This is a genomic window from Xanthomonas sp. A1809 (genome assembly GCF_017746015.1).
Lineage (GTDB): Bacteria > Pseudomonadota > Gammaproteobacteria > Xanthomonadales > Xanthomonadaceae > Xanthomonas > Xanthomonas euvesicatoria.
This window is the reverse complement of sequence record NZ_JAGHWZ010000003.1, coordinates 14,670-39,707: the sequence shown is the minus strand read 5'-3', so window position 1 is coordinate 39,707 and position 25,038 is coordinate 14,670. Positions and strand designations below refer to the sequence as shown.

Genomic DNA, 25,038 nt, shown 5'->3' with positions numbered 1-25,038 from the left:
GCGACCGCCATGACCACCGCTCCCGCCGCGCTGACTGCCCATTACGCCGCCGAACTGGATGCCATCCAGGCCCAAGGCCTGTTCAAGTCCGAGCGCATCATCACCGGTCCGCAGTCGGCCGAGATCACCCTGGCCGATGGCCGCCGCGTGCTGAACTTCTGTGCCAACAACTATCTGGGCCTGGCCGACCACCCGGACATCATCCAGGCCGCCAAGGACGCGCTGGACAGCCACGGCTTCGGCATGGCCTCGGTACGCTTCATCTGCGGCACCCAGGACCTGCACAAGCAACTGGAACGCAGCATCGCCGAGTTCTTCGGCACCGAAGACACCATCCTCTACGCGGCCTGTTTCGATGCCAATGGCGGCCTGTTCGAACCGCTGCTGGGCGAGCACGACGCCATCATTTCCGACGCGCTCAACCATGCCTCCATCATCGATGGTGTGCGCCTGTGCAAGGCCAAGCGCTTCCGCTACGCCAACTGCGACATGGCCGATCTGGAGGCGCAGCTGCAGGCCGCCGACGCCGCCGGTTGCAAGACCAAGCTGATCACCAGCGACGGCGTGTTCTCGATGGACGGCTTCATCGCCCCGCTCGACGAAATCACTGCCCTGGCCCGCAGGTACAACGCGCTGGTGCATATCGACGAATGCCACGCCACCGGCTTCCTCGGCGCCACCGGCCGCGGCTCGGCCGAAGTCAAGGGCGTACTGGACCAGATCGATATTTTCACCGGCACCCTGGGCAAGGCCATGGGCGGCGCACTCGGCGGCTTCACCACCGCAAAGCGCGAAGTGATCGAGTTGCTGCGCCAGCGTTCGCGCCCCTACCTGTTCTCCAATTCATTGCCGCCGCACGTGGTGGCTGCCGGCATCAAGGCCTTCGACATGCTGGATGCCGCGGGCGAGCTGCGCACGCAGCTGGTCGAAAACACCACCTATTTCCGCGCCCGCATGACCGCCGCCGGTTTCGACGTCAAGCCGGGCGTGCATCCGATCAGCCCGGTGATGCTGTACGACGCACCGCTGGCGCAAAAATTCGCCGAGCGCTTGCTGGAAGAAGGCATCTACGCCATCGGCTTTTTCTTCCCGGTGGTTCCGAAAGGCCAGGCGCGCATTCGCACCCAGATCAGCGCAGCGCATACGCGCGAGCACCTGGATCAAGCGATCGAAGCGTTCATCAAGATCGGGCGCGAACTCAAGGTCATCGACGCCTGAGCATGCGCACGGTGCTGCGCCAACGGCTGCTGCTGGCGGCGCAGACCGATGCGCAGGCGCAGCTGCGCGACGGTCATTGGGAGACACGCTGCCTGCATTGCCGTCGGCATCTGCAAGTGCGCGCCGACGGCGAACCGCTTGGCCACACCACGCTGGAACACGTGGTGCCGCAGGCCTGGTTCGGTCGTCGCGCGGCGGCGGCGCTGTGCGCGCTGGTGGGCGGCGATGCCAACGATGCGCGCAATCTGGCGCTGGCCTGTGCCGGCTGCAATCACGCCAAGGGTCGCCGCCACGATGCCAACGGCGCCGGCGACGCACGCGCTTACGAAGTGGTGAGCGCCCTGCTCAGCGCGCGTCTGGCGCGCTGGCGCGCGCCGCCGGCACCAACGCCCTGACTTCCTCGGCGCTCAGCATCCGCCACGCGCCTTTGCCGAGCTCCCCCATCGCCAGCGGGCCGATCGCCACCCGCACCAGCCGCAGTACGCCGATATCGACTGCGGCCAACAGCCGGCGGATCTGCCGATTACGGCCTTCGTCCAGCACGATTTCCAGCCAGGCATTGCGCTCGCCTTCGCGCAGCACGCTGACCTGTTTGGCACGCAACAGCACACCCTCGCCCTCAGGGTCGGCATCTGCCACACCGGCCTGCAGCTGCGCCAGTTGCGCGGCACTGGGGCGGCAATCGATCTGCACGTGGTACGTCTTGTCCGGCCCTCTCGCCGGGTCGGTCACCGTCGCCGCCCATTGGGGGTCGTTGCTGAAAAGCAGCAGGCCTTCGCTGGCCTTGTCCAGGCGCCCCACCGGCGCGATCCACGGTAGGCCGGCGCCATCGAAGCAACGGTAGACAGTGTCCCTGCCCTGCTCGTCGCGCACGGTGGTGACCACGCCACGCGGCTTGTTGAGCATCAGATAGCAACGCGCCGGCCCCGCGAGCGGCTGCCCATCGACAGTGATGGACGATTGCTGATCGCCGCGGATCGGAAATTCTGGGTCGCGCACCACACGCGCCGACACGCTGACGCGGCCATCGGCAATCCAGCGCGCTGCCTCGGTGCGCGAACACACGCCAAGCTTGGACAGCACACGCGCCAGCCCATGGCGTGGCGCGGCATTGGCGGATGCGGCAGCGGAGGTGCGCACTGCACCGGCCGCTCCCGGACCACGCTGACGCTGCCGGGACGTTGCCGGCACAGGTCGCCGGGGCATGCCGTCCCGACCGCAGGGCTTACTTGTTTTCGACCGACTTGGCGTCGGCCGCAGGTGCTGCGGGCGCTGCCGCGGCAGGTACCGCGCCAGCGGCCGGGCGTGCCTTGACCACGCGCACACCGCGGGCCTTCATCCAGGCATCGAATTCTTCTGCCGTCATGCGCTTGCCGTTCTGGCTCATGTCGAAGCGCCACGGGGTGTTGTCGAACGCGGTGGTCGCCTTGTAGGCCGCCGGGTCGTTCGGGTTGACGGTGCCGCCAGGCGGAATGACCTTGGCCAGATCCTGGCAGCCTTCCACGCGCAGGCGCAGCAGCACGCGATCCACCGACTGGTCGCTGCTATAGGGCTGTGCCAGCACGCCAGTGGGCATGCCCAGCTGCACGCTGCGGGTGTAGAACTCGGCAGCCGCCGGTGCAACCACGGTGGCGGGCAACGGCAGTGGCTGGGACACCATGCTGCCGGCGCAGTTCGGAGCGGCGTAGGCGGCGGGGATCAGAGCGAGACAGAGCAGTCCTGCCGTAGCGGTACGCAGCATCGGGTTCTTCCAAGTATGAGTGTGGTATTGACGCGGCGAGTGTAGGCAGCGATGAACGCTGTTTCAACAGGAACCGTGCCTGGATGGCAACACAGACAGGATCGGCAGCGCCTGAGCGCGCTTTTCCAGGGCCTGCATAGACAAAACCCGGCGCAAGGCCGGGTTTTGTATGCAGCAAAGCTAGCGGTCCAATTAGTTCTGGACGTTCAGCTCGGTACGACGGTTCTTCGCACGACCTTCCGGATTGTCCGAACCATCCGGGTTGGTGTTCGGAGCAATCGGACGGCTCTCGCCGTAGCCGATCGGGCCGACCAGACGCGACGCATCGACGCCGTTCTTGGTCAGGTAGTCGTACACGGTGGTCGCACGACGCTCGGACAGCTTCTGGTTGTACGCGTCGGTACCCTTCGAGTCGGTGTGACCGGCAACCTCGACCTTCAGGTCGGGGTAACGCTTCAGGATTTCGGTCGCTTCGCTCAGGATCGAGACGGCATCCGGACGCAGGGTCGACTTGTTGAAGTCGAAGTTCACGCCCTTCAGGTCGATCGAGACAGGAACCGGGCAACCGTCCGGACCGATGGTCTGGCCAGGCTGCGAGTTCGGGCACTTGTCGTCGCAGTTGTTGACGCCGTCACCGTCGTCATCCAGATCGGCGCAGCTCGGAGCAACCGGAGCCGGAGCCGGCGGCGGAGCGGTCGACGGAGCCGGTCCCAACGGGATCACGACGCCGACCGAAGCCAGCACGTCACCGAACCAGTCTTCGCGCGGAGCGGCGACGCTCTGGTCGTTGAAGTCAGCGCGGTAGGCCAACTCGGCACGCACGGCGACGCGCTTGTCGAAGGTGGTCTGCAGACCGACACCAGCCTTGGCGGCAAAGTTGCCGTCCTTCTGCTGGCCCGGCGAAACCGGGTTCGGGGTCGCGTCGAATTCTTCTTCCGAACGCTGGTAGCCCAGGCCGAACAGCAGGTAGGGGTTCCAGCCGCGGCCTTCCTGGATGAAGTGGCGACGCAGGTCGAACGAGATGCCGTACTGGCTCCAGTTCAGATCCTGGTTGGCATCGAAGTTCGGGTTCTGATAGTTCAGCTCACCGTCGATCGACCAGTTCGGGCTGACGAACTTGCCCAGACCCAGGGTGACGAACGGGGCATCATTGGTCAGGCGATCGCTGTCCTGGAAGTTGAAGCCAGCGCTACCGGTCAGGTACCAACGGTCGTCGAACTCCTGCGCGGAAGCAGCCTGGGCAACTGCCAGACCGCCGAGCAACGCGGCAGTGAGAATTTTCTTGTTCATTTATACAGCTCCTTCTTTGGGAGATAAAACCGATAGAGGCGTTGTGCTTGGTAAAGATGCTCGTCACATCCAGAGCCATCGGGGCGCAGATTAAGCCGGCCTCGGTGAAGATCGCGTTAACGGTCATATAACATGTGAAAGCAATCACCAGGTCCCGCAACGCCAAGCAATACTACGTATACAGCTTCATGAAGGAAAGGACCGCGCGCTCAATTCGGATAACGCACCTGCATGAACCGCAGCCCAATTAAGTCACTTGAATACGCTTTCAGGCTGACTGGTTTTTAGCGTTCCAGGCGGCCTCGAAAACTACATTGGTGAACGCCAGGCCCCGTCCGAGCTGAATTGTGGGGTCGGTGGTTGCGGGCGACTTGCTCCACAACGCACCCTGAACCTCCCGCTCTGGAGCGCTCCAATGAAAGCTGTCGCCCTCACCCGCCATCTTCCGATCGACGATCCCGAATCGCTGCTTGATATGGAACTTCCGACACCTGCGGCGCCGTCGGGGTATGACTTATTGGTGCGGGTGGAAGCGATCTCGGTGAACCCGGTCGATACGAAGGTGCGCGCGCCCAAGCCGCAACCGCTGCACGCGCCGAAGATCCTGGGTTACGACGCCGCCGGGGTGATCGAGGCGGTCGGCCCGGAGGTCACCGCCTTTGCGGTCGGCGACGAGGTCTACTACGCCGGCGATATCGGGCGGCCGGGCAGCAATGCGCAGTACCAGCTGGTGGACGCCCGCATTGCCGGATGCAAACCGACCTCGCTCAGCTTCGCGCAGGCGGCCGCGTTGCCGCTGACCACCCTGACGGCATGGGAGCTGCTGTTCCAGCGCATGCCCTTTTCGTTCGACGGTGCACGCAATCGCGGCAGGCATCTGCTGATCATCGGCGGCGCTGGTGGCGTGGGCTCCATCGCGATCCAGCTGGCGCGGCATGCCGGATTCACGGTGATTGCCACCGCCTCGCGCCCGGAGAGCATCGAGTGGGTTCGCCAAATGGGCGCGCATCACGTGATCGATCATCACCAACCGCTGCAGCCGCAACTGCAGGCGCTGGGACTGGACACGGTGGACGCGGCGCTCAATCTGGCCGACACCGACCGCTACTGGCAGCCACTGGGCGAAGTGCTGGCGCCGCAGGGCCATGTGGGCCTGATCGTGGAGCCGCGCGGGCCGTTGTCGATCGGCGACCCCTACAAATCCAAGTGCATCGGCATCCATTGGGAGCTGATGTTCACGCGCGCGCGCTACGCGACCGAGGACATGGTCGAGCAGCACCGTATCCTCAACCGGGCAGCCAGCCTGATCGATGCCGGCGAACTGCGCACCACGCATACCGAGACGCTGTCGCCGATCAATGCGCAGCAGCTGCGCGAGGCGCACCGTCGGCTGGAAAGCGGCAGCACGATCGGCAAGCTGGTGCTGGCCGGCTGGTAAGGCGGCCGGCGGGCCAAGGTCGCTGCCCTGATGCCCTGGTGCGAAAGGCGCCTGCGCATCGGGGCGCGCCTGTGCGGACGGCAGCACAGGCGTGGTGCCGAACGGGCGTCTGCAGCATCGGCGCGCCGCTGCATGCACCAGGACTTGCCGCCAGACCGGTTTGCCGGCATCGTGCGCAATCCGTACGCCAGCGTATCCACATCATGTCGCCCGCCACCGGCCCCTCCGCCTTGTCTTTCCCGCACCTGTTCACCCCGCTCGATCTGGGCTTCACGCAATTGCGTAATCGGGTCCTGATGGGCTCGATGCACACGGGCCTGGAAGACCGTGCGCGCGACTTCCCCAAGTTGGCGGCGTATTTCGCCGAGCGCGCCGCCGGTGGCGTGGGCCTGATCGTGACCGGTGGGTTTTCGCCCAATGTGGTGGGCTGGCTCAAGCCATTCGGCGGCAAGTTATCGTGGCCGTGGGAAGTACGCCCGCATCGCCAGGTCACCCGCGCAGTCCACGAACACGGCGCCAAGATCTGCCTGCAGCTGCTGCACGCCGGGCGCTATGCGTACCACCCGCTGTCGGTTGCGCCGTCCAGGCTCAAGGCACCGATCAACCCGTTCACTCCGCGTGCGTTGTCGGCCGGCGCGGTGGACCGGCAGATCGCCGCGTATGCGCGTGCCGCGCGGCTGGCGCGCGAGGCAGGCTACGACGGCGTCGAGGTCATGGGCTCGGAAGGCTATCTGATCAACGAATTCACCGCCGCGCGCACCAATCGGCGCAGCGACGCCTGGGGCGGCGATGCCAGCAAGCGCATGCGCTTTGCGGTGGAGATCGTGCGGCGCATCCGCGAGGCCTGCGGGCCGGACTTCATCATCATCTACCGGCTGTCGCTGGTGGATCTGGTCGAAGACGGCAACCAATGGCAGGAAATCCTGGCGCAGGCACAGGCGATCGAAGCGGCCGGCGCGACCATCATCAATTCCGGTATCGGCTGGCACGAAGCGCGCATTCCCACCATCGCCACCTCGGTGCCGCGCGCCGCGTTTGTCGGGGTCACCGCCAAGCTCAAACCGTATCTGCGCATTCCGGTGGTGGCCACCAACCGCATCAACATGCCGGAGGTGGCCGAGGGCATCCTGGCCGACGGTGCCGCAGACATGGTGTCGCTGGCGCGGCCGCTGCTGGCCGACCCGCAGTGGACCAATAAAGCGCGCGCCGGGCAGTCGCACACCATCAATACGTGTATCGCCTGTAATCAGGCCTGCCTGGATCATGTTTTCGACAACAAGCTGGCCAGCTGCCTGGTCAACCCACGTGCCGCACACGAGACCGAACTCAACTACACCCCGACTGCCACGCCCAAGCGCATCGCCGTGGTCGGGGCCGGCCCGGCCGGTCTGGCCTGCGCGACAGTGGCGGCAGAACGCGGGCACCGGGTGACCTTGTTCGATGCTAGCGATGCGATCGGGGGGCAATTCAATGTCGCCAGGCGCATTCCGGGCAAGGAAGAATTCAACGAGACCTTGCGTTACTTCGGCCATCGCATCGAAGCGACCGGCGTGCAGCTGCGTCTGAACACCCCGGTACAGGCGGCCGATCTGAAAGACTTTGACGAAGTCGTGCTGGCAACCGGCATCGAGCCGCGCAAGGTGGATTTCCCCGGTGCCGATCATCCGATGGTGGTGAGCTATCTCGACGTGGTGCTGGGCCGCCACGTGGCCGCCGACAAGGTGGCGATCATCGGTGCCGGCGGCATTGGCTTTGATGTCGGTGAGTTTCTGGTGCACACCGGCCAATCGCCTGCGCTGGATCCGCAGCGCTGGATGGCCGAATGGGGCGTAGACCCGAACTTCGAAGCGCGCGGTGCGTTGACCAAACCGCAACCCGAGCGCGCCGCCCGCCAGGTCTGGTTGTTGCAGCGCAGCTCCGGTAAGCCTGGTGCACGCCTGGGCAAGACCACCGGCTGGATCCACCGCGCGACGCTCAAGGCCAAGGGCGTCAAGATGCTCGGCGGCGTGGAATATCTGGGCGTGGACGATGCCGGCCTGCGCATTCGCGTGGAAGGCAGCGAACAGCTGCTGGATGTCGGTACGGTGGTGGTGTGCGCCGGGCAGGAGCCGCGTCGCGAGTTGCTGGCTGCGCTGCAGGCCAATGGCCAGCAGCCGCATTTGATCGGTGGCGCGGACGTGGCGGCCGAACTGGATGCCAAGCGCGCGATCAACCAGGCAAGTCGGCTGGCCGCGACTCTGTAAGGGGTTTTCGAAGACGGCGTCACCACGACGCCGTCGTTGTGTTCGCGTCCTGGCTGCACGACTGACGTGCATGCGGCGCGACCGACGCCGACATGCACGCGGATGTGGCGGTCTGCAACGCCCATTCCCTCTTTTTGTCGTGCGGCTCGGCGATAAGTGCCGCATGCATCGTCACCGCGCGCACTGCCGCCTGCCATATTGCGTGCCTGCCCCGCAGCGCATTTTCGACAAGCACCTGCCTGGTAGACGGGTGGGCACTTCGCGCACCTGAAACGCGCTCGGGTCGATGCTTGTTTCTTGCGCTGTCGATTCGCAGTTACTGCGAGAGCATCAACGCGGTTATGGGATGCGAATACACCGCACGCTTTGTCACTTGGATAAAGATTTTCGAAAGCTGCATGCACGCGATGCCGACAGTGCATGCTGCACTGACTGCAGCACCTGGCGCCTCATCGCCTCCTTCGCTTTGGCGTCCATTCGTTTTGAAACTTATGTGCCTGGCACTTCTGCACTTGAGCATCTTCGTGCTCTTGCGCGCATAAGCAGGCGACCTCGGAACGCATCGCAACGCAGTAGGGCGCACCCCTGGCGCACCGAATGATCGACAAGCTGTCGAAACATGGTCACGCATCCTCCGAACGTCATGCAGTGACGGAGATCGCGTCGTAAGGGCAGATAGCTTTCTCTGCAACGGATGGCGTCTGTGCTGCTTCCGATGGCGTTATCAGCAAGATGCGTCGAGACCGCGCATCTGTACGCATCCAAGATGATGGTTAAATCGCCAAGACTGCAGCACGACGATGTATCTCGGACACATGGCACGTCCGCCATCGCTGGCGTCACCGCAACGCTCTTTTTTCTCGCGCATCCGTGGTCGATGTACGAAACCCAATTGCGCAACTCCACTGGACAACACAACAACACGTGACGAGCGCGTGTAAGAAAAATTCGCTTATGCGGAGGGTGCTTTTTTGGCCGCCAGGCGATCTTCCCAAACCAACGCGCAATGCCGCAGCGTGCGCGATGTGGCTAAGAATCCAGGCAACACAACAGTCGCTGCAACCATGCGACGCAGATGCGATGTTGCGATGCACGCGACGCGGGTGCGCAGCGCCATGCGCTGCGGGCAGTTGCAATCGTCAACCCCTCTCATTCAGCCGCGATTGTGTGATCGACGCCTACCTTGCGCCAACTTTTTGACCCACCGCATTTGGTGGGCGCCTTCGGCAGATGGTCTTTCGCCGAAGTATTTGGCGACCGGTGGCAGGTCGCCTCCCCATGACGCCAAGCCTTCTGCACTGGTGCATCCACATTGGATGCTCTGCGGACCGGCCCATACGGAGCAAGGAGTTCTATGAAACTTGTTTGGATACTCTGGCTGTCGCATGTGTTGCCGCAGCCAGCCGCAGATTCGCTGTGTTTGAGCACGACCGTCTATCTGGAAGCGCGCGACCAGACCTTGCGTGGCCAGCAGGCCGTTGCAGAAGTTGCATTGCGTCGCCTGGATAGTGGTTTGTGGGGCGACTCGATGTGTCAGGTGGTCACTGCACGCAAGCAGTTCGCGCCGACGATCGTCGCGCCAGGCACGCAGCTGAAGAACGACGATGCCTGGAACAAGGCATTGGGCGTGGCACTGGCGGCGCAGCGCAACTGGGCATTGCCGGTTGGCCAACGCAAGGAGATCGTGCCGGGCGCCAGCCACTTTGCCGCAAGCGCAATTGCGAGCCCCAGCTGGCGTAATGCCTATCAGGTGGCCACCATCGGCGACCACACGTTCTATCGCGTGCAATCGCTGCGCCCGCGCAACGCGTCCTAAGCGCGGACTGTCGCGGTACCTCTGAGCGTCATACGTCGCTGGGATCGTTGATCATCGAGACGCAGTGCCGCTGCGTTTGACGTGTTTCAAGCGCCTATCTCAAGACGCTCATGCGTCGCATACAACGGACACACTGCACGCATGGCGATCGACCGGCGCGGCAGCAAGCCTTATCAGGCACCGACTCGCTTCCCGCGCCCGGACAGATTGCAAAGAAGAGCCTGACCAGGCCGGAGCCGCCACGTGCGCGCTGCCAGTTCGGTGATGCCGTTCATATCGGCGCGACACCAGCGCGAGCGAGCCATGGGCCAATGAGCGGCGCCCTGCTGAAGCCCAATTCCCGCTGCGCGCTCCACACGGCATCGTCTGCCCGCTAAGCTTGGGTCTTCATTCCCGCGTGGATCGTCCATGAAGCTGTATACCAAGCCCGGCGCTTGTTCGCTGGCAGATCACATCGTGTTGCGTTGGTCGGGGCTGCCGTTCGACCTGAGTGTGGTCGATGCGGCAACGATGAAATCTCCAGAGTATCTGCGTCTGAATCCGGCAGGCTCGGTGCCATTGCTGATGGTCGACGATTGGGCACTGACCCAGAATGCAGCCATTCTCAATTACATCGCCGACATCGCACCACTCACCGGCCTATCCGGCGATGGCACCGCGCGCAGCCGTGCCGAGATCAATCGGTGGATCGCCTTCGTCAATGCCGACGTGCACCCCACCTTCAAGCCGATCTTCGGCAGCACCGCGTATCTGCAGGACCCGGCGCTGATTGCGCGCAGCCAGGACGATGCGCGCAGCAAATTGCGCACGCTGTACGAGCGCGTCGATGCGCATCTGCAAGGCCGCACCTGGCTCGCCAGCGACAGCCACACCGGTGCCGATGCGTATTTGTTCGTCACCTTGCTGTGGGCGCAGAAAGTTGCGGTGAATCTGGATGGATTGAATGCGCTGCAGGCGTTCGTGCAACGCATGCTGGCCGATGCCGATGTGCAGGCTGCACTCAAGGCCGAAGGCCTGGCCTGACCGCGCAGTCTCTGCCACGCGAGGCGCAATAAAAAAACGCCGGGCAATGCCCGGCGTTTTCATGACAGCAGTGACCGAATAACTCAGCCCAGCAGGTGCGCCACGCCGCTGCGCTCTTCTTCCAGCTCGGCCAGGGTCTTGTCGATGTACTTCTGGCTGAAGTCGTCGATCGGCAGATCCTTGACGATGGTGTACTTGCCATTTTCGGTGGTGACCGGGAAGCCGAACATCACGCCTTCCGGAATGCCGTAGGAGCCGTCCGACGGCACGCCCATCGTCACCCACTTGCCGTTGGTGCCCAGCACCCAGTCACGGATGTGGTCGATGGCGGCATTGGCGGCGGAGGCGGCCGAGGACAGGCCACGCGCTTCGATGATCGCTGCGCCGCGCTTGCCCACGGTCGGGATGAAGGTGGAAGCGTTCCACTCCTGGTCGTTGATCGCATCACCGACGGAGGCGCCATCGGCGGTGGCGAAACGATAATCCGGGTACATGGTCGGGCTGTGGTTACCCCACACCGCCAGCTTCTCGATGCCGGCCACCGGCTTGCCGAGCTTGGCCGAGAGCTGGCTCAGCGCGCGGTTGTGGTCCAGGCGCAGCATGGCGGTGAAATTCTTCGGGTCCAGGTCCGGCGCCGACTTCATGGCGATGTAGGCGTTGGTGTTGGCCGGGTTGCCGACCACCAGCACCTTCACGTCGCGCTTGGCGACCTTGTTCAGGGCCGCGCCCTGTGCGGTGAAGATCTCCGCATTGGCCAGCAGCAGGTCCTTGCGCTCCATGCCCGGGCCGCGCGGACGCGAACCGACCAGCAGGGCGATATCAACGTCCTTGAAGGCCACTTCGGCGTCGTCGGTACCGACCATGCCGGCCAGCAGCGGAAACGCGCAGTCTTCCAGTTCCATCATCACGCCCTTGAGGGCGGCCTGGGCCTTCTCAATCGGCAGTTCAAGCAACTGCAGAATGACCGGCTGGTCCTTGCCCAGCATTTCGCCGGAAGCGATGCGGAACAGCAGGGCATAGCCGATCTGGCCGGCAGCGCCGGTCACAGCAACACGAACAGGTGCTTTCATGGGGTGTTTCCTCTGCTAAAAAACGTTGGTGGGGGTCGCACGCTGGCGGGGCGCAGGGCCTGGCGGCGCGCGTTGACAAGCGAACGGCCGCACATGGCGGCCGTTCGACGGGATGCGATCAGGCGGCGAGGATCTTGTTCCACTCCGCAACGCGGTCGGCCTTGGCGGCCAGCACGGCGTCGGTGTCGCCTTCGATGGTGAGCGTGTTGATGGTGTCGCCCTGGGCAACGCTATCGACCACGTCCAGGCCCTGGGTGACCTTGCCGAACACGGTGTGCTTGCCGTCCAGCCACGGGGTGGCGGTGTGGGTGATGAAGAACTGGCTGCCGTTGGTGTTCGGGCCGGCATTGGCCATGGACAGCACGCCGCGCTCATGGCCGACGCCATTGTTGGTCTCGTCTTCGAAACGGTAGCCCGGGCCGCCGCGGCCGGAACCTTCCGGGCAACCGCCCTGGATCATGAAGTCGGCGATGACGCGATGGAAGCTCAGGCCGTTGTAGAAGCCGCGCTTGGCCAGGTTCACGAAGTTGGCAACCGTCAGCGGGGCCTTGTCCGGGTACAGCTCGACGACGATCGGGCCGCGGGAGGTGTCGAAAGTGGCGATCAGGGACATAGAAATCCTTGCAGGTTCTGGGGTGATCAATAGCCCGCTAGGATACACCCGGGTGCGTGGCCGGCCGCATGGGTACGACCATCGTTCAACGCTCCCGCCCGCCCGGCGCGCGGCCCGTCACGCTGGCTGAATGGGCGATCTGAATCGACTCCGGGCAATCGGCAACGGCAGCGCAACGAAACCGCTATAATGTCGGGCTTACCTCATCTCAAGACTGGCGCCAGACAGGGGCCCTTTCCGCATGTCTATCGAAAAACTCCGCAATATCGCCATCGTCGCGCACGTCGACCATGGCAAGACCACCCTCGTCGACTGCCTGCTGAAGCAGTCCGGCACCCTGTCCGAACGCACCGTGTTGGCTGAACGCGTGATGGACAGTAACGACCAGGAAAAGGAACGTGGCATCACGATCCTGGCCAAGAACACCGCCATCACCTGGCAGGGCAACCGCATCAACATCGTCGACACCCCCGGACACGCCGACTTCGGTGGCGAAGTCGAGCGCGTGCTGTCGATGGTGGACTCGGTGCTGATCCTGGTCGACGCGATGGACGGCCCGATGCCGCAGACCCGCTTCGTGACCCAGAAGGCCTTTGCGATGGGCTTCAAGCCGATCGTGGTGGTCAACAAGATCGACCGTCCCGGCGCACGCCCTGACTGGGTGATCGATCAGGTGTTCGACCTGTTCGACAAGCTCGGCGCCACCGACGAGCAGCTGGATTTCCCGATCGTCTACACCTCCGCACTGAACGGCTACGCCAGCCTGGATTCGGACGTGCGCGAAGGCGACATGACCCCGCTGTACGAAGCGATCATGCAGCACGTCTCGGCCCCGGACGTGGACCCGGACGGCCCGTTCCAGATGCGCATCAGCCAGCTGGACTACAACAACTTCGTCGGCGTGATCGGCATCGGCCGCATCCAGCGCGGCACGTTGAAGAAGAACATGCCGGTCAGCGTGATCGACCGCGAAGGCAAGAAGCGCCAGGGCAAGGTGCTGCAGGTGCTGGGCTTCCTGGGCCTGGAGCGTATCGAGCAGGACACCGCCGAGGCCGGCGACATCGTGGCCATCTCCGGCATCCAGGAACTGACCATCTCCGACACCGTGTGCGCGCTCGATCATCCCGAAGCGCTGCCGGCGCTGACCGTGGACGAACCGACCATCTCGATGACCTTCCAGGTCAACAACTCGCCGTTCGCCGGCAACAAGGACCTTTCCGGCGGCAAGTTCCTGACCAGCCGCCAGCTGCGCGACCGTCTGGACCGCGAGAAAGTGCACAACGTGGCGCTGAAGGTCGAGGAAGGCTCGGACGCCGACAAGTTCCTGGTCTCCGGCCGTGGCGAGCTGCACCTGTCGGTGCTGATCGAAAACATGCGTCGTGAAGGCTACGAGCTGGCCGTATCGCGCCCGGAAGTGATCATCAAGGAAATCGACGGCAAGTTGATGGAGCCGATCGAGCAGCTGGTGGTGGACATCGAAGAACAGCACCAGGGCGGCGTGATGGAAAAGCTGGGCACCCGCAAGGGCCAGCTGAAGAACATGGAGCCCGACGGCAAGGGCCGCGTGCGCCTGGATTACATGATCCCGGCGCGTGGCCTGATCGGCTTCCAGAATGAATTCCGCACCCTGACCCAGGGCTCGGGCCTGCTGTTCCACGTATTCGACCACTACGGTCCGAAGGAACAGGGCGCCATCGCCAAGCGCCAGAACGGCGTGATGATTGCCAATGCACCGGGTGCGACCCCGGCATATGCCTTGGGGCCGCTGGAAGAGCGTGGCCGCCTGTTCGCCGCCGAAGGCGACAACGTGTACGAAGGCCAGCTGGTGGGTATCCACTCCAAGGACAACGACCTGACCGTCAACGCGATCAAGACCAAGCCGCTGACCAACATGCGCGCCTCGGGCAAGGACGATGCGATCAAGCTGACCCCAGCGATCAAGTACACGCTGGAACAGGCGCTGGACTTCATCGAGGACGACGAGCTGGTGGAAGTCACCCCGAAGGAAATCCGCCTGCGCAAGAAATTCCTGACCGAAAGCGACCGCAAGCGCGCTGGCCGTTCGGGCTGAGTTGTTGAGCTGACGCGTGAGTAACAAACCCTATAGCCCGGATCCGCGCGCGCATCCGGGACTGCATGTGATCGCCTTGCTTGAGGCGGTCAAGGGGACGCTTGCGCTGTTGGCGGCGACGGGCCTGGAAATTCTGGGCCCGCTCCCGCTGCAAAACGCGGTCATCACCCTGATCCGCCGCTTCAACCTGGACCCCGACCACGGCGCACTGCCGTCGTTGCTCAAGACCATCAGCCCCGATGCGGTGCATCTGGCCGCTGCCGCCATGCTGGCCTATGGCCTGCTGCATGTGGTGGAAGCCTGGGGTCTGTGGCGTGCCAAGGCCTGGGCCTCGGTGCTGGGCTGCCTGTCGGCGGCCATCTATCTGCCTTTCGATATCTACGCCATCGTGCGGCATCCCGGCTGGACCGCCTGGGGTGTGCTGGCGATCAACCTGCTGGTGGTCGGCGTGCTGGCACGCGACCTGGTGCGACGCCGCCGTCGCTGAGCCTGCCTGCCCGTTGGCGGGCACGTCCTTACGTTGTCACCCCGACGCAGCGCCGTTAGCCTGCGACTTCTCCCCGGGGACGACCATCCATGCGATCCACCCTTTTGTCCTTCGCGCTGCTTGCCGCGCTGTGCGGCTGTGTGCATGCCGATGTTCCGTCGCGTTCTGCGGCAGGCGCTGCCGACGCGTCCACCGCCCACCCTCTCAATCTGAGCGAGGCCGACGTGGCCGGCCTGCAGGCGCGCATGGCCAGCGGCCAGAGCAGCAGCCTGCAACTGACGCGCGCGTATCTGCAGCGTATTGCCGGCATCGATCGCGCCGGCCCCAGGCTCAACGCGGTGATCGAACTCAATCCACAGGCCGAAGCCGACGCACGCGCCCTGGATGCCGAACGCAAAGCCGGCCACGTGCGTGGGCCGCTGCACGGCATCCCGGTGCTGCTCAAGGACAATATCGACGCGCTGCCGATGGTCAACAGCGCCGGCTCCCTCGCCCTGGCCGAGTTCCGCCCCGCTCGCGATGCGTTTGTGGTGCAGCGCCTGCGCACCGCCGGCGCGGTGATCCTGGGCAAGACCAACCTCAGCGAATGGGCCAATTTCCGCTCCACCCAATCCAGTTCCGGCTGGAGCGGACGCGGGGGGCTCACGCGCAATCCATATGCGCTGGATCGTAATCCCTGCGGCTCCAGTGCCGGCACCGGTGCGGCCATCGCGGCCAGCCTGGCCACCGTCGGCATCGGGACCGAAACCGACGGCAGCATCACCTGTCCGGCATCGGTCAACGGCCTGGTCGGGCTCAAGCCGACCGTTGGCCTGGTCAGTCGCGACGGCATCATCCCGATTTCCGCCAGCCAGGACACCGCCGGCCCGATGACCCGCAGCGTCGCCGATGCGGCTGCAGTGCTGCAGGCCATTGCCGCACCCGACCCGCAGGACCCCGCCACCGCCAAGGCGCCGGCGACCAGTGTCGATTATCTCGCCCACCTGAAACCCGACAGCCTGCGTGGCGCGCGCCTGGGCCTGTTGCGCAACCCGCTGCGCGAGGATCCGGCAATCGCTGCGGTGCTCGACCGCGCCGTGCGCACCCTGCGTGACGCAGGCGCCACCGTGGTCGAGACCGCCCTGGCCACGGATGGCAAGTGGGATGCTGCAGAGCAGATGGTCTTATTGGTCGAATTCAAGGCCGGCTTGAACGCGTATCTGCAGAACCACCACGCGCCTGTGGCGAACCTGGAGCAGTTGATTGCGTTCAATCGCAAGCACGCGCAGCGCGAAATGCCGTACTTCGGGCAGGAATTGTTCGAACAGGCGCAGGCAGCGCCCGGTCTCGACGATGCGGGGTATCTGAGCGCGCGCGCCAACGCCAAGCGATTGGCGGGGCCGGAAGGCATCGACGCAGCCTTGAAGGCAGATCGCCTGGATGCCTTGATCGTGCCCACGACGGGCGCGGCGTGGATCACCACACTCGGCAAGGGCGATACCTTCCCCGGCGCCGGCTATGGTGCCGCGGCGGTGGCCGGCTATCCAAGCCTGAGCGTACCGATGGGACAGACCCAGGGCTTGCCACTGGGCCTGTTGTTCATGGGCACGGCCTGGAGCGAGCAGCGCCTGATCGAGCTGGCGTATGCATACGAGCAACGCAGCCATGCGCGCTTTACGCCTGGCTATGCGCCGAGTGCGCCGGCTGCGCCAGGTGGGGCCACGTCAGGCACGATACCCGTCGCGCCTGCGCCCGGTTCGCACCAGCATGATTGACCGCCGTTATACCTGGCGCCCAAGAAGGATGCCCCGGCGGGTGCTTGTGCAACTGCCTGCCGAACACATTCGATGCCGGCAGTTGCGCAATACCACCCGATAAAAGCAGTCCCACAAACGCAACGAGCGTCGCCAGGCGGCGTGGGCGGCGCGCAAGAACCGCCTGTCCGCGGAATACATGCCGGTTTCGGGCACCGGCCGCACGCGCCTGGCAGGGATGCCGTCGTTTTCTTGGCGCGCTAGATGCTGGCCGCAGGCTCGCCGTCTTCTGCGCCCGGCGAGCGCACGCTCTCCTGTGCAATCGGCTCGGCAGGGCGTGATGGCGTTCTTTCCTGCGTTGCGATTTCGGCGCGCAGCCTCGGCAAGGCATACGCATGCTCGCGGGTCAGGAAATCGATCATGCGTTCGCGCACCAGGCAGCGCAGATCAAAGGCATCGCCGGAATTGCGCGCGCTCACCAGCAGTCGCACCTGGATGGTGTTGTCGCTGGTGTCGGTAATCTGGGTCACGCACACGCGGCCGTCCCATAGCGGTTCGCTGTGGCAGATACGCTCCAGTTCCGCACGTACCGCTGCAATCGGCGTACGGTAATCCAGCCACAGGAACGCGGTGCCGAGCAGATCGGCACTGCTGCGCGTCCAGTTCTGAAATGGGTTTTCAATCCACCAGGTCAGCGGCACCACCATGCGGCGCTCGTCCCAGATCCGCACCACCACGTACGAGCTGCCGATCTCTTCGATGCGGCCCCACTCGCCTTCCACGATCACTACATCATCCAGGCGAATCGGCTGGGTCAGTGCAATCTGCAAACCGGCGATCAGGTTGCCGAACACCGGCTTGGCCGCGATACCGGCCACCAGCCCGATGATGCCGGCCGACGCCAGCAAGGTCTTGCCGATCTGGCGTACCTGCGGGAAGGTCAGCAGCACCACCGAAATGCCGAGCAAGATCACCGTGCCCATCAGCACGCGGCTCAGCACCCGCGTCTGGGTCTGGATGCGCCGCGCGGTGAGGTTGTCCGACACCTCGATCGGATTGCTGCGCAAGATCGCCGCCTCGCCGGCGGCCACCGCGCGTACCAGCAACCAGGTGACGCAGCCGACGATTCCCAGGTGCAGCAGATGCTGCACCGCTGCCAGCGCCTTGCCGGCCAACGGGGTCGCTTCGGTGGCAACCCCCAGAAACAACAGCGGCAAGATAAACGCCGCCGGTAGCGTGATCACGCGAATGATGCGCGCACGGCGGTAGTCGCGACCCTGCATGCGGCGAAACAGCCACAGCATCAACGACCAGGTGACGATGCCCGCCAGCAGCGAGGCACCGAGCGGAATTGCATATTCGCGGATGACGTTCCAATCGGCAGTCAAACCGTTCCTCCTGTGGGGGGAAAGAGGGATGGCTGCCAGAGCATGCCGCACGCGGCATGAGCATCACGTCATGCGCACACGTTGATCATCCGCCCAGCGGCTACGAAGCCACCTGTTGTTGCTTGCGCACGATCGCCATCGCAATTTCCAGCGACTGTTCGTAGTTCAGCCGCGGATCCACGCTGGAGCGATACGCCCGTTCCAGATCGCGCTCGGTGAGCTCGCGCGCACCGCCGGTGCATTCGGTGACATCTTCGCCGGTAAGTTCCAGATGCACGCCGCCCAGCCGCGTGCCGGCGGCCGCGTGCAGGTCGAAGGAGGTCTCCACTTCGTTGCGGATATTGTCGAAACGCCGCGTTTTATAGCCATTTCCGGTGCTTTCGGTATTGCCATGCATCGCATCGCACACCCACAGCACCCGCCGCCCGTCGCGCTTTACCGCATCCAGCAACGGCGGCAACTTGTCGGCGATCTGCGCCGCGCCCATGCGATGGATGAAGCTCAAACGCCCTGGCTCGTCCTCGGGATTGAGCACATCGATCAGGCGCAGCAGCTGGTCCGGCTGCACCGACGGCCCCACCTTGATCGCAATCGGGTTACGCACGCCACGCAGGTATTCCACGTGCGCGCCATCCAGCGCGGCCGTCCGCATCCCGATCCACGGGTAGTGCGTGCTGAGATTGAACCAGCCCCACTGCCGCGGCACCTGACGGGTCAGGCCTTCTTCGTACGGCAGCAACAACGCCTCGTGCGAGGTGTAGAAATCGATGCGATTGAGGTTGTACACCTCTGCCCCGGACAGCGTTTCCATGAAGCGCACGGCGTCGCCGATCGAGGCAACCATCTTCTGGTAGTCCGCCGCCAGCGGCGAATAGCCCACCCAGTCCAGATTCCAGTATTCGGGGTGATGCAGGTCGGCGAAGCCGCCGTCGATCAACGCGCGCACGAAGTTCATCGTCATCGCCGAGCGCGAATGTGCGGTGATCATGCGGCGCGGGTCGGGCACGCGCGCGGCCTCGGTGAAGGCCGGCGCATTGATCACATCGCCGCGATAGCTCGGCAAGGTCACGCCATCGCGCGTTTCGGTGTCGGCCGAGCGCGGCTTGGCGTATTGCCCGGCAAAGCGACCCACCCGCACCACTGGCAAATGCAGGCCGTGCACCAGCACCAGGCTCATTTGCAGCAGCACCTTCAAACGGTTGGAGATGGTGCCCGATTCGCAATCGCTGAAATTTTCGGCGCAATCGCCACCCTGCAGCAGGAAGCGCTTGCCTTCCTGCGCTTCGGCCAGCTGGCGCTTGAGCGCAAAGATTTCCCACGAGGTCACCAGCGGCGGCAGCCGCCCCAACTCGTGCATGGCCGCCTGCAGCGCGTTCTCATCCGGGTACACCGGCAGCTGCAATGCAGGTTTGCCGCGCCAGCTGTCCGGCGCCCACGCTGCGGCGGCCGAATCGGTAGCGGAAGTGGCAGCGGAAAGATTCATGAAAGGACTCCTAGGCAGCCTGCGATGTTCGCAGAGCCGGAACGCTACGCAAAGCGCCTGGAGGCCAATGGCACCGAATTGCCGCCGCGTCCGTCCGACGTGCGGTCGCGCGCCGGCCCTTTCGACCTGAACAGCAAACAACATCGCTCGTCGAGCCATGACTTTCGACCTACGCTAGCGCTCGCCAAAGCGCTCAACGTTACAAAATAACAACACCCTCCCCTCACCCGCCTCGCGAAACTGCCATGACTCCTCGTCTTCTGTCTGCTGCCATCACCGCCGCCCTGCTGGCCGCCCCCATCGGTGCGGCGTTTGCCGCCGATGCCGACTCCGAACGCACGACCGATCTGGACACGGTCAACGTGATCGCCAAGCTCGAGGCGGCGCGCAATGCCCTGTCACCGGACATCGGCAGCAGCCAATTTGCCATCACCGCTGACGATATCGATCGCCTGCCGCTCGGCGCGGCGACTCCACTCAATCAGGTCCTGCTGCAGGCGCCGGGCGTGGTACAGGATTCCTATGGCGGCATTCACGTCCGCGGCGACCACGCCAACCTGCAGTACCGCATCAACGGGGTGATGATTCCCGAATCCATCTCCGGTTTCGGCCAGAGTCTGGAGCCGCGCATCATCAAGAACCTCAAGCTGCTCGATGGTGCGTTGCCCGCGCAGTTCGGCGACCGCACCGCAGCCGTGGTCGACATCACCACCAAGAGCGGTGCCGAACTCGGCAATGGCGGCAGCGTCGGCATCACCGCCGGCTCATTCGGCACCATCAACCCCAACGCCTCGCTGTGGGGCAGCAGCGGGCGTTGGAGCTGGTTCCTCAGCGGCGATTACGACCAGAACAAGAATGGCCTGGAAAACCCGGTCGACAGCCTCAACCCCATCCACGACAAAACCCATCAGGGCAAGGGCTTCGCCGATCTGACCTACCTGGTCAACGAGAACACCCGTCTCAGCCTGCTGGTCGGCTACGCGAACAACCGCTTCCAGATCCCCAACAATCCGGGGCAGACGCCAGCCTTCGATTACCTGGGTACCACCGATTTCGACTCCTCGCGCCTGGACGAGAACCAGCGCGAAAACACCCGTTTCGGCACCCTGGCCCTGCAAGGCACGCTCGGCGACACCAACTATCAGCTCTCCGCCGGCCAGCGTTACAGCAGCGTCGCCTTCTCCCCCGACGTTGCCGGCGACCTGATCTTCAACGGCATCGCCTCGCAGGTGGACCGCAGCAACCGCGCCAATACCCTGCAGGCGGACTTCGCAACGCCATGGGGCGGCTCGCATACGCTGCGCTACGGCGTATACGGCAATTTCGAACACGCCATCGCCAGCAACAATTCGTCTGTCTTCCCCGCCAACGACGACGGCAGCCAGAGCAGCAACGTGCCGCTGTTCATTCCCGACGGCAGCCGTTTCCATGCCAGCACCTACGCGCTCTACCTGCAGGACGAGTGGAAGATCGGCGAAGATTGGACCGTCAATTACGGGTTGCGCGGCGACAAGTACAAGGCCTTCGGCACGACCGAAGGTCAGCTCAGCCCGCGCCTGGGCGTCATCTGGCGCGCCACCGACAGCACCACCGTGCATGCCGGATACGCGCGTTACTTCACCCCGCCGGCCAGCGAGCTGATCTCCACCAGCGACATCGCGCTCTACGACGGCACCACCAACCAGCAGTCGGCCGGTGACGGTCCGACCACGCCACTGAGCGAACGTAGCGACTACTACGACCTGGGCATCTCGCAAGTGGTCACCGACCATCTGACGCTTGGCCTGGACACCTATTACCGCAAGGCCGACCGGCTGCAGGACGAAGGCCAGTTCGGTGCCGCCTATATCTATTCCACCTTCAATTACCGCTATGGCCGCATCCGCGGCGCCGAATTCAGCGCCGACTACACCAACGGGCCAGTGACGGCATATTTCAACCTCGCCTACAGCAAAGCCATGGGCAAGCGGGTCATGACCAGCCTGTACAACTTCGATCCGGATGCGCTGGCCTACACCTACGACAACTGGATCCACCTGGATCACGACCAGAAGCTGACCTCGTCCGGCGGCATCAACTACGCCTTCAGCGAAGGCAGCAAGGTCGGCCTCAACTATCTGTTCGGCAGCGGCTTGCGCACCGATACCGACACCGTGCCCAACGGCGCCTCGCTTCCGTCGTACTTCCAGTTGAATGCCAGCGTCGGCCACGACTTCGACGTCAATACGCATCCGCTGCATGTGCAACTGGCCGCGGTCAATGTCCTCAACCGCAGCTACCAGTTGCGCGATGGCGGCGGTATCGGCGTCTTCGCGCCGCAGTGGGCGCCGCGCCGCGGCGTCTATGTGAGCCTGCAGCAGGACTTCTGACGCGGTGCAAGGCAGCGAATGGACCGGAACAATACCGGCCCATTCGTTGCCGAAGTCCGATGACCAAGCCTGCAGCACGGCTGGCCACGCTGCGGACCGCCTGCATGGCTGATGCGCATCGTTTGGCAGACACGTAAATATCGGCTTATCGATTGAAGCAATGCCGCGATCCACCAGCGCTAGCCAGCGGAAAGAGCCAGGAATCAGTCACGTCTTCAATGTCGTTCTTGGCGCTCGCGGTCGACACGCCGCAGACGCATGCAAGCGGCAGCAACGGCATCCAGTATCAATGCCAGGAAGCAGACGCGTCGAGCAAGCGCAGCGCAGGGCGGGCGCCTTGCGACGAATCAAGCCGCCTGACCTGCAGCGGATCAGGCGGCCCTTCAACCGCAAACCGCGCAGCAGCCTCGCCTGAGCAGCGCACAGCGCCCGTTGCCCATCACGATCCCACTGCACGCCTACAAGGCTGCCGCAGGGCTTTGCGAGCCGCTAGACCTGTCATGCGTCAGTGATGAACCGAGCTACGCCGCGCCTTGAAGCCCGCGTACAGCGCCCACAGCGCCAACCCCACAAACCACACCATGCTCCACATGGGCATGCTCAACCCGAGGAAGCGCCAATCGATATTGCCGCAATCGCCGGTGCCGGTCAGCACGGTGCGGAACACCTCGAAGGGCCCCATGGTCTCGCTCAGAAAGCTCAACGGCGGCCCGCACGAAGACATCATGTCCTTGGGCCGGATCTGCACCCACACATGCCGCGCAGCGATGCCCATGCCCACGCCCGCGGCGATGAAACTCAAGACCCCATAGACCTTGCGCCCGGCGGCGGCACGCGGCCCATGCAGCGCGCCGAGCAGAAAAAACATGGCCAGCGCCGCGAAGGCGATCCGTTGGAAGATGCACAGCGGGCAAGGCTCCAGACCCAGATGCAACTGCACATAGATCGCGTAAGCCAGCAATCCTGCGCATGCAAGAAAGCCCAGCAGAAACTGCGCCCGGAAACTCCAGCGAAATGGATTCATCGTCACTGCTTGCCTTGGGTCAAGTCGTCGATTATCAGCCATCGCCACGGCCGTGACCACGCATGACTGAGCGAGCGGTCTAATCGCGCGGCGTCTGCTGCTTGTGCGCTGCAGCGCCGCGGCGACACGGGGTGACACGCATGCGATGTCCGAAAGACCAGGGGCCACCGCACGTCCACCCGCGAGCGGCAATCCAAAGCCCGCAAGCCATCGTCGACCAAGCGGAAGGAGGATTCCAATTGGCCGAGCAAGCAGCAGTAGCTGCACTGGCACATAGGCTTTGGCGGCGTCGCCCTGCTTGCTGCGTAACGCACACATCCACGCGCACGCACGCGTGCCCGTGCAGTCGACAGCCGTCGGCAGACAGGCAGTTTCGAGCAGCCAACAAAAAAGCCCGGCGTCAGCCGGGCTTCTTCGAGAATCTATGCAGCAGCGATCCGATTACTCGGCCACTTCTTCGGCGACGACCGGACGGTCGACCAGCTCGACATACGCCATCGGCGCATTGTCGCCGGCACGGAAGCCGGCCTTCAGGATGCGCAGGTAGCCGCCGGGACGGGTCGCGTAACGCGGGCCCAGTTCGACGAACAGCTTGCCCACGGCTTCCTTGTCGCGCAGGCGAGCGAACGCCAAACGACGATTGGCAACGCCATCGACCTTGCCGATGGTGATCAGCGGCTCGGCGACGCGACGCAGTTCCTTGGCCTTCGGCAAGGTGGTCTTGATCAGCTCGTGCTTGAACAGCGAGGCGGCCATATTGCGGAACATGGCTTCGCGATGCGCGCTGGTGCGGTTGAACTTACGGCCGGATTTCTGGTGACGCATGAGTATGGTTTCCTAGGGAATGTTGAGACTGCTTGAGAAACGTTGTCGCCATCCTGGCGCTGTTGAATGGACTGCGGTTGGTCCGAGCCGGCCGTCCTTGAACCGGATGTCATCGCAGGCTTTAACCCGTCGATGTAGAAAACAAACATGGGCGCCCGAAGACGCCCATGCCTTGATGCATTAACCAAGCATGCCGTGCTGGGCGACACCGGCCGGCGGCCAGTTCTCCAGCTTCATGCCCAGCGCAAGGCCGCGCTGTGCCAGCACTTCCTTGATTTCTGTCAGCGACTTCTTGCCCAGATTCGGGGTCTTGAGCAGCTCGACTTCGGTCTTCTGGATCAGATCGCCGATGTAGTAGATGCTCTCGGCCTTGAGGCAGTTGGCCGAACGCACGGTCAGCTCGAGGTCGTCGATCGGACGCAGCAGCACCGGATCCACGCCGCTGGCAGCCGGCTTGGCCGCACCGCGATCGCGGTGGGTGAAATCGCCGAACACCGACAGCTGATCGCTGAGGATGTCGGCGGCGGTGCGCACAGCTTCCTCGGCATCGATCGTGCCGTTGGTTTCGATATCGATGACCAGCTTGTCGAGGTCGGTACGCTGTTCGACGCGCGCAGCTTCCACGGCGTAGGCAACGCGACGCACCGGCGAGAACGACGCATCCAGCATCAGACGACCAATGGTGCGGGTCTCTTCATCCGGGCGACGACGCGCAGCAGCCGGCTGGTAGCCAAAGCCACGCTCGATCTTCAGGCGCATGTTCAATGCGGTGTCTTTGGTCAGGTGGCAGATCACGTGGTCGCCGTTGATGATCTCAACGTTGTGATCGGTCCTGATGTCTGCCGCAGTGACCGTACCCGGACCCTGCTTGGACAACGACAGCGTGGCGCTGTCGCCACTGTGCATACGAATCGCCACGTCTTTCAGGTTCAGCAGGACGTCAAGCACGTCTTCCTGCAAACCTTCCACCGTGGTGTACTCGTGCAGCACGCCGTCGATCTCGACCTCGGTGATCGCAAAACCGGGGATCGACGACAACAACACACGACGCAGGGCATTGCCCAGCGTGTGCCCGTAACCGCGCTCCAAGGGTTCGATCACGACCTTGGCGCGGTTGTCGGTAAGACGTTCGATCTGCGGACCACGGGGGCGCAGAACCTGGTTGGCGGTAACCGTCATGTTGCGGGGTCTCCTGCGAACCTCCGG

At 64.1% G+C, this 25,038-nt stretch carries 21 protein-coding genes and 1 pseudogene; 12 read left to right on the top strand and 10 right to left on the bottom strand.

Annotation, left to right across the window (positions count from 1 at the left end; genetic code table 11):
• Window positions 1-9: 9 nt before the first annotated feature.
• The gene (gene kbl, locus J7396_RS01295) at window positions 10-1,218 is read left to right on the top strand and encodes a glycine C-acetyltransferase (protein ID WP_209260841.1); all 1,209 of its coding nucleotides are present in this window, start codon (window positions 10-12) and stop codon (window positions 1,216-1,218) included.
• Window positions 1,219-1,220: 2 nt separating this feature from the next.
• Entirely contained in the window at window positions 1,221-1,613 is a 393-nt protein-coding gene (locus J7396_RS01290; RefSeq protein WP_031421295.1) for an HNH endonuclease, read from the top strand.
• Here the strand turns inward: J7396_RS01290 and J7396_RS01285 are convergent.
• The 3 genes from J7396_RS01285 to J7396_RS01275 form a co-directional block, all read right to left on the bottom strand.
• Window positions 1,564-2,424 carry a pseudouridine synthase gene (locus tag J7396_RS01285; protein WP_209260840.1) on the bottom strand — a complete coding sequence of 287 codons (861 nt, stop codon included), beginning with the start codon at window positions 2,422-2,424 and terminating at the stop codon, window positions 1,564-1,566. The genes J7396_RS01290 and J7396_RS01285 overlap by 50 nt on opposite strands.
• A gap of 19 nt (window positions 2,425-2,443) precedes the next feature.
• Complete coding sequence (locus tag J7396_RS01280; RefSeq protein WP_209260839.1) at window positions 2,444-2,959, bottom strand: hypothetical protein; 516 nt, start codon at window positions 2,957-2,959, stop codon at window positions 2,444-2,446.
• Window positions 2,960-3,151: 192 nt separating this feature from the next.
• On the bottom strand, window positions 3,152-4,249 hold the full coding sequence (locus J7396_RS01275) for an OmpA family protein (RefSeq protein ID WP_008571649.1): 1,098 nt from the start codon (window positions 4,247-4,249) through the stop codon (window positions 3,152-3,154).
• Window positions 4,250-4,664: 415 nt separating this feature from the next.
• Here J7396_RS01275 and J7396_RS01270 point away from each other — a divergent pair, with 415 nt between their 5' ends.
• From J7396_RS01270 to J7396_RS01255, 4 genes are all read left to right on the top strand, one after another.
• Window positions 4,665-5,687, top strand: a complete 1,023-nt coding sequence (locus J7396_RS01270) for a zinc-binding alcohol dehydrogenase family protein (protein WP_014089494.1) — start codon at window positions 4,665-4,667, stop codon at window positions 5,685-5,687.
• A gap of 203 nt (window positions 5,688-5,890) precedes the next feature.
• Window positions 5,891-7,930: an NADPH-dependent 2,4-dienoyl-CoA reductase gene (locus J7396_RS01265; protein ID WP_209260838.1), complete on the top strand. Its 2,040-nt coding sequence runs from the start codon at window positions 5,891-5,893 to the stop codon at window positions 7,928-7,930.
• Between the two features lie 1,354 nt (window positions 7,931-9,284).
• Window positions 9,285-9,746: a cell wall hydrolase gene (locus J7396_RS01260; RefSeq protein ID WP_005915848.1), complete on the top strand. Its 462-nt coding sequence runs from the start codon at window positions 9,285-9,287 to the stop codon at window positions 9,744-9,746.
• 408 nt (window positions 9,747-10,154) lie between these two features.
• Window positions 10,155-10,769, top strand: coding sequence for a glutathione binding-like protein (locus J7396_RS01255; protein ID WP_008571654.1), 615 nt, complete (start codon window positions 10,155-10,157; stop codon window positions 10,767-10,769).
• Window positions 10,770-10,852: 83 nt separating this feature from the next.
• On the opposite strand, the gene J7396_RS01250 is transcribed toward J7396_RS01255, so the two are convergent.
• Together J7396_RS01250 and J7396_RS01245 are read right to left on the bottom strand one after the other, a co-directional pair.
• Window positions 10,853-11,839, bottom strand: a complete 987-nt coding sequence (locus J7396_RS01250) for a malate dehydrogenase (RefSeq protein ID WP_008571655.1) — start codon at window positions 11,837-11,839, stop codon at window positions 10,853-10,855.
• A gap of 118 nt (window positions 11,840-11,957) precedes the next feature.
• Window positions 11,958-12,452: a peptidylprolyl isomerase gene (locus J7396_RS01245; RefSeq protein WP_003486644.1), complete on the bottom strand. Its 495-nt coding sequence runs from the start codon at window positions 12,450-12,452 to the stop codon at window positions 11,958-11,960.
• A gap of 241 nt (window positions 12,453-12,693) precedes the next feature.
• Between J7396_RS01245 and typA the strand changes: the two genes are divergently transcribed.
• From typA to J7396_RS01230, 3 genes are all read left to right on the top strand, one after another.
• On the top strand, window positions 12,694-14,523 hold the full coding sequence (gene typA / locus J7396_RS01240) for a translational GTPase TypA (protein WP_003486646.1): 1,830 nt from the start codon (window positions 12,694-12,696) through the stop codon (window positions 14,521-14,523).
• A gap of 67 nt (window positions 14,524-14,590) precedes the next feature.
• The gene (locus tag J7396_RS01235) at window positions 14,591-15,010 is read left to right on the top strand and encodes a DUF2127 domain-containing protein (protein WP_008571656.1); all 420 of its coding nucleotides are present in this window, start codon (window positions 14,591-14,593) and stop codon (window positions 15,008-15,010) included.
• A gap of 104 nt (window positions 15,011-15,114) precedes the next feature.
• A complete protein-coding gene (locus J7396_RS01230; protein ID WP_209260998.1) occupies window positions 15,115-16,764 on the top strand; it encodes an amidase in 1,650 nt (549 codons plus the stop codon).
• 239 nt (window positions 16,765-17,003) lie between these two features.
• Here J7396_RS01230 and J7396_RS01225 read toward each other — a convergent pair whose 3' ends face one another.
• Complete coding sequence (locus tag J7396_RS01225) at window positions 17,004-18,131, bottom strand: mechanosensitive ion channel domain-containing protein (RefSeq protein WP_008571659.1); 1,128 nt, start codon at window positions 18,129-18,131, stop codon at window positions 17,004-17,006.
• 100 nt (window positions 18,132-18,231) lie between these two features.
• The gene (locus J7396_RS01220) at window positions 18,232-19,614 is read right to left on the bottom strand and encodes a 3-deoxy-7-phosphoheptulonate synthase class II (protein ID WP_031421281.1); all 1,383 of its coding nucleotides are present in this window, start codon (window positions 19,612-19,614) and stop codon (window positions 18,232-18,234) included.
• A 24-nt stretch (window positions 19,615-19,638) separates the two neighbouring features.
• Here J7396_RS01220 and J7396_RS22770 point away from each other — a divergent pair, with 24 nt between their 5' ends.
• The 3 genes and pseudogenes from J7396_RS22770 (at window position 19,639) to J7396_RS01210 (ending at window position 22,343) form a co-directional block, all read left to right on the top strand.
• The gene (locus J7396_RS22770) at window positions 19,639-19,824 is read left to right on the top strand and encodes a hypothetical protein (RefSeq protein WP_071118680.1); all 186 of its coding nucleotides are present in this window, start codon (window positions 19,639-19,641) and stop codon (window positions 19,822-19,824) included.
• A 35-nt stretch (window positions 19,825-19,859) separates the two neighbouring features.
• On the top strand, window positions 19,860-21,983 hold the full coding sequence (locus J7396_RS01215) for a TonB-dependent receptor (protein WP_209260837.1): 2,124 nt from the start codon (window positions 19,860-19,862) through the stop codon (window positions 21,981-21,983).
• Between the two features lie 59 nt (window positions 21,984-22,042).
• A pseudogene (locus J7396_RS01210) lies at window positions 22,043-22,343 on the top strand (hypothetical protein).
• Window positions 22,344-22,488: 145 nt separating this feature from the next.
• Here J7396_RS01210 and J7396_RS01205 read toward each other — a convergent pair.
• The 3 genes from J7396_RS01205 to rpoA form a co-directional block, all read right to left on the bottom strand.
• Complete coding sequence (locus J7396_RS01205; protein WP_011346545.1) at window positions 22,489-23,007, bottom strand: disulfide bond formation protein B; 519 nt, start codon at window positions 23,005-23,007, stop codon at window positions 22,489-22,491.
• Between the two features lie 441 nt (window positions 23,008-23,448).
• A complete protein-coding gene (gene rplQ, locus J7396_RS01200; protein ID WP_003486665.1) occupies window positions 23,449-23,832 on the bottom strand; it encodes a 50S ribosomal protein L17 in 384 nt (127 codons plus the stop codon).
• A gap of 180 nt (window positions 23,833-24,012) precedes the next feature.
• Complete coding sequence (gene rpoA, locus J7396_RS01195; RefSeq protein ID WP_002811635.1) at window positions 24,013-25,011, bottom strand: DNA-directed RNA polymerase subunit alpha; 999 nt, start codon at window positions 25,009-25,011, stop codon at window positions 24,013-24,015.
• Window positions 25,012-25,038: the final 27 nt, after the last annotated feature.

Bases quoted from the DNA above. Each gene is read 5' to 3' on its own strand.
- J7396_RS01220 (WP_031421281.1), bottom strand. From the start codon at position 19,614: ATGAATCTTTCCGCTGCCACTTCCGCTACCGATTCGGCCGCCGCAGCG.
- typA (WP_003486646.1), top strand. From the start codon at position 12,694: ATGTCTATCGAAAAACTCCGCAATATCGCCATCGTCGCGCACGTCGAC.
- J7396_RS22770 (WP_071118680.1), top strand. From the start codon at position 19,639: ATGTTCGCAGAGCCGGAACGCTACGCAAAGCGCCTGGAGGCCAATGGC.
- rpoA (WP_002811635.1), bottom strand. From the start codon at position 25,011: ATGACGGTTACCGCCAACCAGGTTCTGCGCCCCCGTGGTCCGCAGATC.
- J7396_RS01290 (WP_031421295.1), top strand. From the start codon at position 1,221: ATGCGCACGGTGCTGCGCCAACGGCTGCTGCTGGCGGCGCAGACCGAT.
- J7396_RS01245 (WP_003486644.1), bottom strand. From the start codon at position 12,452: ATGTCCCTGATCGCCACTTTCGACACCTCCCGCGGCCCGATCGTCGTC.
- J7396_RS01275 (WP_008571649.1), bottom strand. From the start codon at position 4,249: ATGAACAAGAAAATTCTCACTGCCGCGTTGCTCGGCGGTCTGGCAGTT.
- kbl (WP_209260841.1), top strand. From the start codon at position 10: ATGACCACCGCTCCCGCCGCGCTGACTGCCCATTACGCCGCCGAACTG.
- J7396_RS01205 (WP_011346545.1), bottom strand. From the start codon at position 23,007: ATGAATCCATTTCGCTGGAGTTTCCGGGCGCAGTTTCTGCTGGGCTTT.
- J7396_RS01260 (WP_005915848.1), top strand. From the start codon at position 9,285: ATGAAACTTGTTTGGATACTCTGGCTGTCGCATGTGTTGCCGCAGCCA.
- J7396_RS01255 (WP_008571654.1), top strand. From the start codon at position 10,155: ATGAAGCTGTATACCAAGCCCGGCGCTTGTTCGCTGGCAGATCACATC.
- J7396_RS01285 (WP_209260840.1), bottom strand. From the start codon at position 2,424: ATGCCCCGGCGACCTGTGCCGGCAACGTCCCGGCAGCGTCAGCGTGGT.
- rplQ (WP_003486665.1), bottom strand. From the start codon at position 23,832: ATGCGTCACCAGAAATCCGGCCGTAAGTTCAACCGCACCAGCGCGCAT.
- J7396_RS01265 (WP_209260838.1), top strand. From the start codon at position 5,891: ATGTCGCCCGCCACCGGCCCCTCCGCCTTGTCTTTCCCGCACCTGTTC.
- J7396_RS01270 (WP_014089494.1), top strand. From the start codon at position 4,665: ATGAAAGCTGTCGCCCTCACCCGCCATCTTCCGATCGACGATCCCGAA.
- J7396_RS01250 (WP_008571655.1), bottom strand. From the start codon at position 11,839: ATGAAAGCACCTGTTCGTGTTGCTGTGACCGGCGCTGCCGGCCAGATC.
- J7396_RS01280 (WP_209260839.1), bottom strand. From the start codon at position 2,959: ATGCTGCGTACCGCTACGGCAGGACTGCTCTGTCTCGCTCTGATCCCC.
- J7396_RS01215 (WP_209260837.1), top strand. From the start codon at position 19,860: ATGACTCCTCGTCTTCTGTCTGCTGCCATCACCGCCGCCCTGCTGGCC.